This window comes from Gordonia sesuvii (genome assembly GCF_036350415.1).
Lineage (GTDB): Bacteria > Actinomycetota > Actinomycetes > Mycobacteriales > Mycobacteriaceae > Gordonia > Gordonia sesuvii.
Genome location: NZ_JAZDUF010000003.1, coordinates 473,190 through 487,504, shown reverse-complemented (window position 1 = coordinate 487,504; position 14,315 = coordinate 473,190). Strand labels below are relative to the sequence as shown.

The 14,315-nt window shown below is 67.6% G+C and carries 15 protein-coding genes and 1 tRNA gene; 13 read left to right on the top strand and 3 right to left on the bottom strand.

The features are described from left to right. Positions 1–797: 797 nt before the first annotated feature. The 9 genes from VZC37_RS13070 to VZC37_RS13030 all read left to right on the top strand — a co-directional run bounded on the left by VZC37_RS13070 (position 798) and on the right by VZC37_RS13030 (position 6,342). Positions 798–870: transfer RNA gene (locus tag VZC37_RS13070), tRNA-Trp, on the top strand. A gap of 38 nt (positions 871–908) precedes the next feature. After that, a complete protein-coding gene (gene secE, locus VZC37_RS13065; RefSeq protein WP_330432956.1) occupies positions 909–1,370 on the top strand; it encodes a preprotein translocase subunit SecE in 462 nt (153 codons plus the stop codon). Between the two features lie 66 nt (positions 1,371–1,436). Next, positions 1,437–2,306, top strand: coding sequence for a transcription termination/antitermination protein NusG (nusG, locus tag VZC37_RS13060; RefSeq protein ID WP_330432955.1), 870 nt, complete (start codon positions 1,437–1,439; stop codon positions 2,304–2,306). 216 nt (positions 2,307–2,522) lie between these two features. Further along, positions 2,523–2,957, top strand: coding sequence for a 50S ribosomal protein L11 (gene rplK, locus VZC37_RS13055; protein WP_330432954.1), 435 nt, complete (start codon positions 2,523–2,525; stop codon positions 2,955–2,957). 204 nt (positions 2,958–3,161) lie between these two features. Beyond that, positions 3,162–3,878: a 50S ribosomal protein L1 gene (rplA, locus tag VZC37_RS13050; protein ID WP_330432953.1), complete on the top strand. Its 717-nt coding sequence runs from the start codon at positions 3,162–3,164 to the stop codon at positions 3,876–3,878. Positions 3,879–4,087: 209 nt separating this feature from the next. Then, complete coding sequence (locus tag VZC37_RS13045) at positions 4,088–5,041, top strand: L-lactate dehydrogenase (RefSeq protein ID WP_330432952.1); 954 nt, start codon at positions 4,088–4,090, stop codon at positions 5,039–5,041. 135 nt (positions 5,042–5,176) lie between these two features. Continuing rightward, entirely contained in the window at positions 5,177–5,422 is a 246-nt protein-coding gene (locus VZC37_RS13040) for an excalibur calcium-binding domain-containing protein (protein ID WP_330432951.1), read from the top strand. Between the two features lie 3 nt (positions 5,423–5,425). Then, positions 5,426–5,887 (top strand): AraC family transcriptional regulator, encoded by a 462-nt coding sequence (locus VZC37_RS13035; protein WP_330432950.1) that lies wholly within the window; start codon positions 5,426–5,428, stop codon positions 5,885–5,887. Next, on the top strand, positions 5,884–6,342 hold the full coding sequence (locus tag VZC37_RS13030) for a VOC family protein (RefSeq protein WP_330432948.1): 459 nt from the start codon (positions 5,884–5,886) through the stop codon (positions 6,340–6,342). Before VZC37_RS13035 ends, VZC37_RS13030 begins: the two co-directional genes overlap by 4 nt. 21 nt (positions 6,343–6,363) lie before the next feature. Here the strand turns inward: VZC37_RS13030 and VZC37_RS13025 are convergent, their stop codons facing one another. After that, positions 6,364–6,885: a hypothetical protein gene (locus tag VZC37_RS13025; protein ID WP_330432947.1), complete on the bottom strand. Its 522-nt coding sequence runs from the start codon at positions 6,883–6,885 to the stop codon at positions 6,364–6,366. Between the two features lie 144 nt (positions 6,886–7,029). Here VZC37_RS13025 and VZC37_RS13020 point away from each other — a divergent pair, with 144 nt between their 5' ends. Then, positions 7,030–7,857, top strand: a complete 828-nt coding sequence (locus VZC37_RS13020; RefSeq protein WP_330432946.1) for a DUF2786 domain-containing protein — start codon at positions 7,030–7,032, stop codon at positions 7,855–7,857. Positions 7,858–7,865: 8 nt separating this feature from the next. Here the strand turns inward: VZC37_RS13020 and VZC37_RS13015 are convergent, their stop codons facing one another. Further along, complete coding sequence (locus VZC37_RS13015; RefSeq protein WP_330432945.1) at positions 7,866–8,861, bottom strand: YhjD/YihY/BrkB family envelope integrity protein; 996 nt, start codon at positions 8,859–8,861, stop codon at positions 7,866–7,868. 137 nt (positions 8,862–8,998) lie between these two features. On the opposite strand from VZC37_RS13015, the gene VZC37_RS13010 reads away from it, so the two are divergent. From VZC37_RS13010 to VZC37_RS13000, 3 genes are all read left to right on the top strand, one after another. Next, a complete protein-coding gene (locus tag VZC37_RS13010; RefSeq protein WP_330432944.1) occupies positions 8,999–9,499 on the top strand; it encodes a TIGR04338 family metallohydrolase in 501 nt (166 codons plus the stop codon). A gap of 85 nt (positions 9,500–9,584) precedes the next feature. Then, the gene (locus VZC37_RS13005) at positions 9,585–10,505 is read left to right on the top strand and encodes an ABC transporter ATP-binding protein (RefSeq protein WP_330432943.1); all 921 of its coding nucleotides are present in this window, start codon (positions 9,585–9,587) and stop codon (positions 10,503–10,505) included. Beyond that, positions 10,502–12,130: an ABC transporter permease gene (locus tag VZC37_RS13000; RefSeq protein ID WP_330432942.1), complete on the top strand. Its 1,629-nt coding sequence runs from the start codon at positions 10,502–10,504 to the stop codon at positions 12,128–12,130. Before VZC37_RS13005 ends, VZC37_RS13000 begins: the two co-directional genes overlap by 4 nt. Before the next feature lie 124 nt (positions 12,131–12,254). Here VZC37_RS13000 and VZC37_RS12995 read toward each other — a convergent pair whose 3' ends face one another. Continuing rightward, positions 12,255–14,267, bottom strand: coding sequence for a CocE/NonD family hydrolase (locus VZC37_RS12995; RefSeq protein ID WP_330432941.1), 2,013 nt, complete (start codon positions 14,265–14,267; stop codon positions 12,255–12,257). Positions 14,268–14,315 lie beyond the last annotated feature (48 nt).

Sequence of the window (14,315 nt, the reverse complement as noted above, 5' to 3'; positions counted from 1 at the left end):
GGATGCCAGCAATCCGCTGCGCATCCGCACTGACATGTTCAGCAACGAGTCGCACACGACCGTGACGCCCTCGGCGTCGAGGCATCGGATTGCGTGGCGCAGTGCGGTGAGTGGATCGTCGAGAATGGTCGTCACCGGGAGGGGTCGGCCGAAGTGGCGGCAATACCGGCCCGGGTGATCGCGGTTGGCCTGAGAGTTGCCGCGGAGGTGCAGTTTATCGATCTGCGGCGGGATCCAGACCCCGTAGTGCTCGAGTGCGGTGACGCAACTCAGTACACCGCCCCTGCGGACCGCCGCCAGCGCTTTGGGGTCGGCCGACGGGATGGAGTACCAACTGTTGCCCTCACGCGTGTACACCCCCTGCCTCAGCCCACGACGCAGGTCCACGTCGGTGACACCGGTGCTGCGGAGTTCGCGTCGGTGGTAGACGCCGAGATCGTTCATGCCGCTAGATTGTGGTGCGGAGCGGCGGAAGGCCGATGTGCTCATCCACAGGCTCCTGAACCTGTGGAGAGTGACCGTCCGCATCACCTGTGCGCGTGCTCGACTGGATAATCCAGCCGAGCACGCTCAGCGGTGACGTCCACGGTCATGCGGAGCCTGGATCTGGCTCCCGGCCAGCCGGGTCCGCACCCGTTTTGGGTTCCGGGCGACGAGTGTTCTACACTGAAGTGTCTGGATTGACTTGAGACTTGCGCGCTACCCATAGGGTGGCGCGTTGGTTGTGTGAGGAGCTTTTCCTCAGGGTCGGCCCAGATGGCAGCTGTAGCGTGGCGAGAGCCGCGGCACAGTCGCAAAGGGGCGTAGCTCAACTGGCAGAGCAGCGGTCTCCAAAACCGCAGGTTGCAGGTTCAAGTCCTGTCGCCCCTGCCCTGGTGAGGGCATACGTTGACGAGAGGAACCTCGAAGTGAGCAAGCGAGATCGAGCTGCCCGCGCCAAAGGCGCCGCGGACGACGCCGCCACCGACTCGGTGGAGGAGCTCGAGAGTCGCGACGTCGAGGAGACCGGCGCTGAGTCGGGTGGCACGGAGTCGAGTGAACTCCGTCCCTCGGGCAAGCGTTCGTCGCGCCGTCGTTCGTCGGCGGGTGCCCCCAGCACCGACAGCGGCTCGGACACCGACACCGGTTCCGACGTCGCCGTCAAGGAACGCAAGAAGAAGGCCGATGCAGGCCAGAGTCGCAATCCGTTCGTTCGGATCTGGGTCTTTCTGCAGCAGGTCGTCGCCGAACTGAAGAAGGTCATCTGGCCCACCCGCCGGGAGATGATCACCTACACGATTGTCGTGCTGGTTTTCGTGATCATCATGACCGCCTTCATCTCCGGTCTCGACCTGGTCTTCGCCAGGGGAGTCCTCTGGCTCTTCGGCTGACAATCCACGCGAGTGGATCGCGGCCGAGCCTGGACGACCGGAAACGAAAGAGGAGCGTGGGCTGCAATGAGCACCCCGGAGAACGAGATCGAATCGGCCCCCGAGTCGGTCGACGTCGCGGCGATCGACGCTGTCGACGAGACCAACGACCCGGCAGTCGAGGCCCAGATCGAGGCCGCCGCGGATGACGAAGCAGCCGTCGACGGTGGCGAGGTCGCCGTCGAAGAAGCCGAGGCCGTAGAGGACGCCGTCGCCGACGAGGTCGACGTGGCCGACGAGGTCGCTGCCGAAGAGGCTCCCGCCGAAGAAGCAGACCCGGTGGAGGAACTGCGCAAGCAGCTTCGTCGGGCCCCGGGTGACTGGTACGTCATCCATAGTTACGCCGGCTACGAGAACAAGGTGAAGGCCAACCTCGAGACCCGCGTGCAGAACCTCGACGTCGGTGACTACATCTTCCAGGTCGAGGTGCCGACCGAAGAGGTCACCGAGATCAAGAACGGTCAGCCGAAGAAGGTCAACCGCAAGGTGCTGCCGGGCTACATCCTGGTGCGCATGGACCTCAACGACGAGTCGTGGGGCGCCGTGCGCAACACGCCCGGTGTGACCGGGTTCGTCGGCATGACGTCCAAGCCGTCGCCGCTGTCGCTCGACGAGGTGCTGCAGTTCCTGATGCCGCGCGTCGAGGCCAAGAAGCCGGCAGCCCAGAGGGGCACCGCGGCCGAGGGTGTCGAGGCCGCTGCCGCTGCCGCGACCGCCGTCATCGAGGTCGACTTCGAGGTCGGCGAGTCGGTCACTGTCATGGACGGCCCGTTCGCGACGCTGCCCGCGTCGATCAGCGAGGTCAACGCCGAACAGCGCAAGGTCAAGGTGCTCGTGTCGATCTTCGGTCGCGAGACACCCGTGGAACTCGGCTTCAACCAGGTCGAGAAGATTTAACGACCCTTCGTGACGCTCGCAAGCTCGCTCCTCAGGGAACGGTAAACCCGGTCCCTGAGGAGCCCGCGAGGAACGAGCGGGCGTCACGAAGGGCCGACACAACAACCCGGTCCCTGAGGAGCCCGCGAGGAACGAGCGGGTGTCACGAAGGGCCGGACACAAGACTTTCACGTCTCCAGCGGACGTGGATTTGCAAGGAACAAACAAGGAACAGAGATGCCTCCCAAGAAGAAGAAGCTCGCCGGGATCATCAAGCTCCAGATCCAGGCAGGCCAGGCCAACCCGGCTCCGCCCGTGGGTCCGGCGCTCGGTCAGCACGGCGTGAACATCATGGAGTTCTGCAAGGCGTACAACGCGGCGACCGAGTCGCAGCGCGGCAACGTCGTGCCGGTCGAGATCTCGGTCTACGAAGACCGGTCCTTCGACTTCAAGTTGAAGACCCCGCCCGCCGCAAAGCTCCTGCTGAAGGCCGCCGGCCTGCAGAAGGGCTCGGGCGAGCCGCACACCAACAAGGTCGGCAAGGTGAGCATGGACCAGGTCCGTGAGATCGCCAAGACCAAGCAGGAAGACCTCAACGCCACCGACATCGACCAGGCCGCGAAGATCATCGCCGGTACTGCTCGGTCGATGGGGATCACGGTCGACGGCTGAGAGATCTCGGTACCTGATCTCGATACGCTGCTCGCCTAGCGGCTCGCAGCTACTCGATCAGCGAGGGAAGTCCCGCTACTCGATCAGCGAGGGGAAGTCCCGCTACTCGATCACCGAGGGACCAGCGAAAGAGAAAGCGTGGGAGGGCCGGCTCGGCCCATCAACCACCAACCCGAATCATCAACACGGAGAAAGAACAGAGCAATGGCACAGAAGAGCAAGGCCTACCGCGCCGCCGCGGAGCAGGTCGACAAGAGCAAGCTGTACAGCCCGCTGGAAGCTGCACAGCTCGCCAAGGACACGTCGTCCAAGAACACCGATTCGACCGTCGAGGTCGCAATGCGCCTGGGCGTCGACCCGCGCAAGGCCGACCAGATGGTCCGCGGCACCGTCAACCTGCCCAACGGCACCGGTAAGACCGCCCGCGTGATCGTGTTCGCCGCCGGCGACAAGGCTGCGGAGGCCGTCGCCGCCGGAGCCGACGAGGTCGGCGCCGAGGACCTGATCGAGAAGATCCAGGGCGGCTGGCTCGACTTCGATGCGGCGATCGCCACCCCGGACCAGATGGCCAAGGTCGGCCGCATCGCGCGTGTCCTCGGACCGCGTGGTCTCATGCCGAACCCGAAGACGGGCACCGTGACCACCGACGTCACCAAGGCCGTCAACGACATCAAGGGCGGCAAGATCACCTTCCGCGTCGACAAGGCCTCGAACCTGCACTTCGTCATCGGCAAGGCATCGTTCGGCGCCGAGAAGCTGGCCGAGAACTACGGCGCGGCGTTCGACGAGATCATGCGTGCGAAGCCGTCGGCCGCCAAGGGCCGCTACATCAAGAAGGTCACCGTCTCGACCAACACGGGCCCGGGCATCCCGGTCGACCCGGCAGTGACCCGCAACTTCACGGAGACGGCGCAGTCCTGAGCTGACCGCCACCTAGGCGAAGGGGACGACCACAATGAGTGGTCGTCCCCTTCGTCGTCTGGTCCACCTCGTCGACGACGTGTGAACGTTCGGCGACGACATCGGAGTTTGTCCGGCGTCGCACGATCAAATCCGCTAAGACGGAGACAGTGCGACGGTGAACGCGCGCCCTGCTCACAACGGACTGCGACGACAGGTGGAGAGATCTGATGGATGCGAGACCGACGAAGCTGGCCATCATCGGAGCGGGGGCGGTCGGAACCGCCGTCGCCTACGCGTCGTTGATCCGCGGTGTCGCGCGGACCATCGCGCTCATGGACATCAACACGGCGAAGGTCACCGCCGAGGTGCTCGACATGTCGCACGGGCTGGAGTTCGTGCCGCGCGCCGACGTCATCGGTGACGACGACGTCGCGGTCTGCGCCGACGCGGATGTGGTGGTCTTCACCGCGGGCGCGAAGCAGAAACCCGGGCAGTCTCGCCTCGAATTGGCCGAGGCCACAGTCGGTTTGACGAAGAAGATCATGCCGGGGGTGCTGGAGGTGGCACCCAACGCCGTCTACATCATGGTCACCAATCCGGTGGACCTCGTCACCTACGCGGCGCTGAAGTTCAGCGGGCTGCCCAACTCTCAGGTCTTCGGCTCCGGGACGGTGCTCGACTCGTCGAGGCTTCGGTGGCTGATCGCCCAGCACTGCGACGTCGCGGTGCAGAACGTGCACGCCTACATCGTCGGCGAGCACGGCGACAGTGAGATCCCGCTGTGGAGTTCGGCGACCATCGGCGGCGTGCCGTTGACACATTGGAAGCCGCTGCCCGGCGGCGAACCGATCGACGCCGCGGCTCGTGACCGCATCCACCACGAGGTGGTGCACGCGGCGTACAAGATCATCGAGGGCAAGGGCGCGACGAACAACGCGATCGGCTTGGCGACCGCCCGCATCGTCGAGGCGGTGCTCAACGACGAGCACCGCGTCCTCCCGGTGTCGACGGTGGCCGCCGGTTATGAGGGTCTCGACGACGTCTGTCTCTCATTGCCGACCGTCGTCGACCGGGCCGGTGCGCAGACCCGTCTGGAGATGCCGATGTCCGACGATGAACTCGCCGGGCTGATGAGTTCGGCCGAGACGCTGCGCGGGATGCAGGCCAAGTTCGGGTTGTAGCCGTACCGCGTTCGCACGAACTCCCCGGCAACCGGTGACCGGCGGTTCCGGGTCCCGCTACCGTTGTCTCATTCGATGAGGAATGTCCGGAAGAGGGTTGTCATGCGAGGCGTGTGCAGATCGATGATGGGTGCGATGGCGGTCGCAGCACTGGTGTTGCTCGGACCTGCTGTGTCGATCGCGCCGGCCAGTGCCGTGACGGTCTACTCCGACTGCGACGAGCTCAACGCCGACTACCCGCACGGCGTCGGCGAGCCCGGTGCCGTGGACTCCACGTCGGGTGTGCCGGTCACCGATTTCACCGTGGATCAGGAACTGTACGACGCCAACGCGTCCGGGCGTGACCGTGACAAGGACGGCATCGCCTGCGAGCAGCACTGATCGGTGTACACCGCACGGGAGGACGAGAACCGTCGCCTGCTACGCGCCCGCGACGCGATCGACCGCGCGTACGCGGAGCCCCTCGATGTCGGCACCCTTGCCGCCATCGCGGTGATGTCGCCCGCGCACTTCACTCGACGATTCCGGAATCTGTTCGGTGAGACGCCACATCGGTATCTGCAGCGGCGTCGGATGGAACGGGCGTGTGCGATGCTGCGCCGGCAGATGTCGGTGACCGATGTCGCGCTGGCCGTCGGTTACGACAGTCTCGGTACCTTCAGCCGGACGTTCACCGCGATCATCGGCCGCAGCCCCATCGCCTACCGCCGGTCCGCGGTGCCGGTGCCGGTGCCGTCGTGCTTCGTCCGCGAGTGGACCAGGCCTTCCGCTGCCACCGGTCCGGCTGATCTCAGCAGTTTCGGAGAAGCGCCGCACGCAGGCGCGGTCGTAACGTCGTCGCCATGATCAACGGAATCAGCATCCACTCCATTTACGTGCTCGATCAGGACGCGGCCCTCGAGTTCTACGTCGGCAAACTGGGATTCGAGGTCGACACCGACGTCGACATGGGTTTCATGCGGTGGCTCACCATCCATGCACCCGGGGATTCGGGCCGGCAGATCCTGCTCGAGCGACCGGGTCCGCCCGCGCTTGCGGAGGACGCGGCGGCGCGGGTGCGTGAACTCGTCACGCAGGGCGCGATGCCCGCGACGATCCTCTCCACCGACGACTGCCGCGCCACCTACGCCGACCTCCTCGCCAAGGGCGTGGAGTTCACCCAGGAACCCGAGGATCAGCCGTACGGGATCGACTGCGCGTTCCGGGACCCGTTCGGCAACAACATCCGGATGACGCAGCGGCCCGAACAGGAGCGGGAGATCACCGACGACGACATCGCTCGGTGGGCGCCGGCGGAGTGAGCTTCCGTGTCGGCCGATCCGTCAATCGGTCGGCGCTCGACGGGTCACCCGGTCCCATAGCCGCTCGGTGTAGCGGCCGTCGATGCTCCGTCCGGTCGGGAAGTCGGCCGCGTTCAGTTCCCGGCCCAACCGACCCTCGAGGCACCCGACGCAGAGGTGACCGATGCGGTCGGGCACGACGCTGAGCCAGAGGTCGTCGTTCACCATGTAGTACTCGTCGACGCGCTGGAGGTTCCACCCGCAGTCCAGGCAACGCCAGTCGATGACCTCCAGGATGATCCAGAACTCGCTGCGGCCGCCGTCGCGGAGGTGCAGTGTGCGGGTCCACAGGGTGCCGGCCACCTCGGTCAGGTCAGTGCCGGCGCGCTGCATGTGGTCGTCGATGATCTGTTCGATCTCGACACGGCCGCCGACCTGGTAGAGCTGCGACGGTGACTCCGCCCCGTCCGATGACACCTCGACCTTGCGCAGCGCCCAGACGACCTTCGCCTCGGGGTCGTTGCAGGGATAGGAGAACCCGGCGGGTTCATCGATCAATGACACGAGAGAGATTGTGCCGGACTGATTCGGCCCGGTTCGTCCTCCCGGTCTTGGCAAATTCTCCGCACGTTTGTGGGGGAGGAACGGATTTCGGGGGGAGGAACAAGAAAGAGGGAACCGATCGGGCCGCTGGATAGTCTGAAAGATATGCGCGATGACAAGCTGCTCACCCGGATCGCCGCTCTGCTCAATCAGGCCGAGGGCACGGACAACCCGCACGAGGCCGAGACCTTCATGCAGGCCGCACAACGTCTGGCGACCGCTGCGTCGATCGATCTCGCCGTCGCCCGATCGCATGATCCGGCCGGCCGGCGCGCGACGGTGCCCGTGTCGCGGCAGGTGACGATCGGGGAGAAGGGCAAACGCGGGCTGCGCACCTACGTGCAACTGTTCGTGGCCATCGCCCGCGCCAACGACATCACAGTCGACGTCGCGGGCAACTCGACGTACGTGGTCGCCTACGGTTTCCCCGCCGACATCGACACCTGCGAGACGCTCTACACGTCTTTGGTGGTGCAGATGGTCGCGGCCAGCGACGCGTACCTGCGATCGGGTGCCTACAAGGACGAGGAGTTCTCGCGGGTCGTCACGCGCGGGTCGGGATGGCGCACCCGCCGTGTGGTCGAGACCAAGCCGCTGTCACCGATCACGGCGCGGCTCAACTTCCAGTCGGCCTTCGCCGAACGGATCGGCAAACGGCTGAACGAGGCCCGCGAGCAGGCGCGGGCCGACGCGCTCGGCGCCGATCCCGAGGAGGCCAACCGTCCGTCGTCGACGGCGGTGGCGCTGCGCGACAAGGAGATCGAGGTCTCCGACTTCTACCGTTCGGAGTCGAAGGCGCGGGGCACGTGGCGTCCGTCGAGCGCATCGGCAGGCTATTCGGAGGCCGCCCGCCGGGCCGGCGACCGGGCGGGCCGTCGCGCGAAGATCGGCCCCGACCGCGAGTTCGGCGCGCCTCGCGGTGCGCTGGAGTGATCGCCGGCTCAGCTGTCGGCGGCGGAACGGTCGGCGGCGGAACGGTCGGCGGCGGAACGGTCGGTGGCGGGGCGCGGGGGACTCTCGAGCAGGCCGTCGAGGGTGTCCGGTCGTGCGGCGAACGGACGCGGCTCCCCGAAGTGGGTGCGGATCCACCCACCGACCGCACCTTCGTCGGACACCAGCGAGTGGGTGACGATCGCGCACACCACCACGATCCCGGCGAAGAAGAACAACCAGCTGATGGCCGCGAACACCAGGCCGAGCGTTCCGAAGTGCTGGGTGGTCTCGGTGAGGAAGGCCGGCAATGCGATGCGCGACCCGACGAGGAAGACGGTGATGAGCACGCCGGTCACCGCACCGTTGAGCGCGAGCAGCCGCATCGGTACCTGCGACGACACCAGCAGTCGCGGCAAGAGGGTGAACATAGTGGTCCAGATGAGGAAGGTCGCGACGATCTCCAGGATCACACCGACGAGCCCATAGCCGTCCACGGTCATCCCGGTGAAGGTGAGGCCGTGCAGGGATGCGGCGAACCCCTGTGCCACCACGCCGATCGGGAGCAGCAGGATCACCACCACCCACCGCCACCACCCGGACAGCGGCAATTTGGCGACCCGCCAGATCGACACGTACATCCGGCCGAGGGCCCGCGACAGCGACGTCGCGCCTGCCACCACCATCAGGGCGCCGAGCACGCCGAACGCGGTCACCGAATCGGGCGTGGACGAGTCGGTCAGATCGACCTGCTGAGGATTGACACCGAGCCCGTCGAGGGCGTCGGCGACCATGTCGTGGCTGGGCAGCGCCGACATCAGGATCACCATCGGCAGCACCGCGGTGAAGGCCTGGGCGGCCAGGGTCATCGCACGGTCGGTGATGTCGTTGACGGCGAGGTCGCGCAGCACCCGCACGACGAGCCCGGCACCGGGAACGGCCATGGCTCGTTCGAGCATCGAGGCGGTGCGGGCCCGGGTCCGCGCACCCAGCGACGGAGAGCTCACCTCGCCCACCTCCGTTTCACCCAGCCACGCCTCGCCCTGCCCCGGTGTCCGGTGGCCGCCGGTCAGATCGTAGTGTCTCGCAGCCGGGGACGTGACGATGAACCGGTCCGGCGTGCACGGGCAGCGGGAGGGTGAATGTGAGGCCACGCGACGTCGGCCGCGCTCGGCTCTACGCCGCGGAACGGCTGGTGCATCGCATGTTCGACCGCGCCGGGTCGAGCCGCACCGCCCAACTCGCCGGCGCCGAGATCACGTTGCCGAGCGAGGCCCGCTTCGCATCCGTCGATTCCGTCCGCGACTACGTGTCGCGGGTGTTGGCCATGCCGACCGTGCGGGCCCGGTTCCCCCGCACGACGGCACCGGTCGCCGTGCGTGAACGTCGCGGATTCACCTCAGCGGAGTATCGGACATCGTCGGCGGGCGAAGCCCAGATCGCGATCCCGTCGTCGGCGGACGGCCGGTGGGCGTTGCGCGAACTGGTGGTCCTACACGAGCTCGCCCACCATCTCGACGACTCCGACGACCCCGCCCATGGTCGCGGCTTCGCGGTCACCCTCATCGACCTCGTCGGCCTCGTCATGGGCCCGGAGGCCGGCCTGGTGTACCGGGTGATGTTCGGTGACAGCGATGTCCTGTGATCGAACGCGGCGACCGGCGAATCCGTTCGCGAATGCCGTACGGTCACTACGCAGGTAGCGGTAGAACGCCAACACTGGAGGCACCGTGGATGTCGTCGTCGACGTCGAGGGATTGACCAAATCGTTCGGCCGCACACGCGCTCTCGACGGACTGAACCTATGTGTCCGCGCCGGCCGGGTGCACGGATTCCTGGGACCGAACGGCGCCGGAAAATCGACGACGATCCGGTCGATCCTCGGACTGATCCGGGCCGACGCCGGTCGTGTCCGGCTCTTCGACGGCGACCCGTGGAAGGACGCCGTCCGGCTGCATCGGCGGATCGCGTACGTCCCCGGCGACGTCGCGCTGTGGCCGGATCTCACCGGCGGAGAGTGCGTCGACATCCTGGCCGACGGCGGGGCCGGTCTCGACGAGGGGCGACGGGCCGACTTCGTCGAGCGATTCGGACTCGATGAGACCAAGAAGGTCGGGGAGTACTCCAAGGGCAACCGGCAGAAGGTCGCGCTGATCGCCGCGCTCGCCTCCGATGCGGAACTCCTCATCTTCGACGAGCCGACATCGGGACTCGATCCGCTGATGGAGGAGGTGTTCCAGGACGCCGTGCGTGAACGGGTCGCCGCGGGGACGACGGTGCTCCTGTCGAGCCACATCCTCGCCGAGGTCGAGGCGTTGTCCGACGAGGTGACCATCATCCGCGACGGGAAGACGGTGCGCACCGGCGGCCTCGACGAGCTACGCCGCGGTTCGAGAACCCACGTGCAGGCCCACACTCGTCGACTCCCGAACGGCCTGGCCGATCTCGAGCAGGTCGTCCATCTCGAGGTCGCCGAACGCGACAACGGCACCGACGTCCGGTTCGACGTCGGTGCGGAGACGCTCGAGACCGCGCTGAGCACGGTGCTGGCCGCCGGCGTCACCGCGATCACCGTGCGGCCACCGAGTCTCGACGAACTGTTCCTCAGCTCGTATTCGGCCGCACCCGACGCGGCCGACGCGCCGTCATGACCGCGGCGACCGCTACTGGTACCCAGGTGCGCCGACCCCGTAGCGACCTGTCCGGGATGGCCGCCATGCTCCGACTGCAGCTGCGCACGGGGTGGAAGGTCTACCTGGCCTGGGTGCTCGGGGTCGTCGCCGGCTACGTCGTCACGCTGATCGCCATCGACCGCACCTACGGCACACCGGAACTGCTGGCCACCTACGGCGCGACGGTCGGCGACGACGCGGCCATCGCGGCCATCAACGGAACACCGTACGGCGCAGACAACCTCGGCGGCGTGGTGGCCAACGAGTTCGCGTTCATCGCGGGGGTCGCGTTCCCGCTGATGGCCACCCACCTCGTCGTGCGATTCACCCGCACCCCGGAGGAATCCGGGCTCCTGGAACTCATGCGTTCGCGGTCGGTCGCGTCCTGGGCGCCGCATGTGGCGGCCGTCGTCGGCGCGCTCGTCGCGTTTGTGGTCACCGCGGCGGGGATGTTCATCGCCCTTCTTGCCGCAGGCGTGCCCGCCGATCGTGGTCTGCTGTACGTGATCTCGCTGTTCCTGCTCGGCGCGGTGTGGACGGGTATCGCGTTATGTGGGGCCCAGTGGCAGCGGCGGGCCCGTCGGGTCTACTCCCTGAGCATGGTGTTGCTCGGCCTCGCCTACATCACTCGCGCGATCGGCGATGTCGGCGACAATGCGTGGAAGTGGTTGTCGCCGTTGGCGTGGCAGCAGGAGACGCGGCCATTCGCCGACGACCCACGATGGTGGCCGGTACTGCTGGCCGCGGCCGTCGCGGCTGCTCTTGTCGCGGTCGGCGTCCGGGCAGCGGCCACCCGCGACCTCGGATCGGGTCTGCTCGCCACCCGCGCGGGCCCCGCGCGGGCGGGCGAGCACACCCGATCGGTCACCCGTCGAGTGATCGGTGAGCATCGCGGCTCGGTGATCGGGTGGTCGGTCGGCGGATTCGCGGTGGCCGTCGTGTTCGGTGGCCTCGCGCAGGAGGTCGCCGACGCCATCGCCGCCAACCCGCAGCTCAGTGCGGCTTTCGGTGACGACTCCTTCGGCATCGACGCCTACCTCGCGCTGACGATGGCGATCCTCGCGTTGATGGCCGGTGGCTACGTCATCGCCGCGGCCGGCCGGATGCGCGCCGACGAGCAGACCGGTCTGCTGGAAGTGGTACTCGCCCAATCGGTGTCGCGTGGCCGATGGATGGGGACACACCTCGCGGTGGTGGTGTCGGGGCTGATCGTGGTGCTGCTCGTGCCCAGTCTGGGACTCGGTGTGGTGGCGGCCGTCCAGCTCGACGATGCCGGCGAGATCGGCGACAACCTGCTCGCGGGGATGGCCTACCTCCCGGCCGTCGCGGTGTTCGGCGCGCTGACGGCGGCGTTGTTCGGCTGGCGGCCCCGTACGCAACCGATCGTGTGGGCACTCCTCGGCTACGCCACGTTCATCGCATTCCTCGGCGGCAGCCTCGACTGGCCGGCCTGGATTCTGCGGATCTCGCCGCTCTACTCGGTCGGTGCGGTCCCTGCCGCCGACGCGTCGGTTACCGCCGTCGTGGTGCTCACGCTGCTCACCGCGGCCCTTCTGGTCGCGGGCATCGTGGGCTTCCGGCGGCGCGACGTGCCACATCCGTGACACGCCGCCCCGCCGGGACGTCGGTGCGCCCTTCGTGACACCCCTCCGCAGGCTCCGGGGTTCCTCAGGGGTCGGGGGTGACCGTCTGCCGGCTCCGGGGTTCCTCAGGGGTCGGGTGAACTTCCTAGAACTCCCCGCCCGCGCAGAACGTCAGGTAGCTCGGATGCCGCGGGTCGAGCACCAGCCGCTGACGGCGACCACGCGCCTTGATCAGGTCGGGGACCACCGTCAGGTAGCGCGGGAAGCTGGCCGCATACACATCCACCCGCAGCCGGTGGCCGGGTTCGAGGACGGCGTCGGTCGGCACCAGGTCGACGTCGATGCGCACCGGTTCGTCCGCCGGGACCGGCAGTTTGCGTTTGCGTGACAGATAGTGGTGCGCCGAGAGCAGACTGCCGTCGGCCGTGTAGGTGGACTGTGAGCGGTCGACGGCCCGGTTCGATGCGGACAGCGCGCCGTTGGTGAGCACGGTCGAGGTGCCGTCGGGGGCGACGTCGTTGACGGTCACCGCCCAGATCGCCTCGTGCGCGGTGGTGGCGACATTGAGCCGCAGGTTCATCGGGCCGCTGATGGTGGTCGACTCCGACACCGCCTCGGTGGTGAACGACAGCCCACCGCGTTCCTGATACCGGGCGTCGACGGTGAACGACTTGCCGAGTGCGATGGCCGCGCCCGCGGTCACCTGCGACATGTCGCGCGATACGGCGCCACGCACGTCCGGTTGCACGTGCAGCGATGTCTGGTGATCGACCGGCTCGTGCCGCAAGGTGCCGTCGTGCACGGCGTGCTCGGCCGACCCCGACGGGGCGGCGTTCAGGTAGAGGCGCTGCGGCCGCACCCCGGGCCGGGGGAAGCTCGGCCCCGACGTCCACGAACCCCCCTGCTGCCGCATGGTGACGGGCCCGTAGTACTCGACGCCGTTGCGGTGGCCCTTGAGCCACCGGTCGAACCAGGCCCGCTCCAACACGTCGAGTCGGGGCGGTGAGCTCTTGTCGCCATAGCCGGAGCCGACGTCGACGTGATAGCCGTCGCCGACCAGCATCTGCTTACGGCCCGGCTCCATCTGCAGACGCTCATAGATGCCGGTGGCGCTGCGCCCGAACAGGTCGTGCCAGGCGCCGACAGTGAACGTGGGTGCCTCGATACGGTCCACCTGCGGATCACGTTCGTCGAAGTACGGGTCGTCGAAGATGCGGTCGTCGCGGGCGGTGAGGAAGCCCCACATCAGCGAGCCGATCTCGGTGGCGGGCGACTTGATCCGGTCACGCGCCCAGCGCAGCGTGTCGCCGCGCAACACGTCCCGGATGGGGCTGCTCGGGTTGGGCACCCACTTGAGCAGGTTCACCACCGACAGCCAGGCCGGGATGAACGCCGACGGCATCCCGCCGGTGATGTAGATGTCGCGGACGATGTCGTCGCAACCCTCGACCGCGAAGACGGCCTTCAGGGCAGGTGGTCGTTTGTCGGCGGCCTGCAGCGAATTGATCGCCGAGTACGACCAGCCGGCGAGCCCCACGCTGCCGTCGCACCAGTCCTGGTCGGCGGTCCAGTCGATGATCTCGACCGAGTCCTGCTGTTCGCGTTCGCCGAGGATTTGCCATTTGCCCTGGCTGGCGCCGGTGCCGCGGACGTCGACGATGACCTGGACGTAGCCGCTGCGCACCAGATTGCGGTTGACGCCGAACACGTCGAACACGCCGCCGGACAGGGTCTTGGTCAGCGTGGTGAGGCCTTCGAGACCGGTGCCGGTGCCGTCCACGGACGCCGACGCGGTGCGCAGCGCCTTGCCGAGCACCGGTGCGTGCAGGGTGTGGTCGAGGACGTCGACGGCGAGCCGGTTGTACGGATTGATGTTGACGACGGCGGGATACGGGGTGAGGACGGTCTGCCCGAAACGGTTGGCCGGCCGTACCACGGTCGCCCGCAGCCGGACGCCGTCACTCATGGTGAGCACGACGTCACGCTGGATCGACACGCGGGGATAGAGCGGCTTGCCGTCGACCTGCTCGCGCCAGCGGATGGCGTCGGCGCCGCCGGTGGGATCACCGAGCGGGAGCGACCCGAAATGCGGGGCGCCTATCCGGCCCGTTCGGCGTCGCGGAGCCGTGGCGTGGTCGTGGTCCAATCGGTACGTCATGGTGCATCACCCTGCCTCCGGGGCGAGACCCACCGATCTATCGCGGGC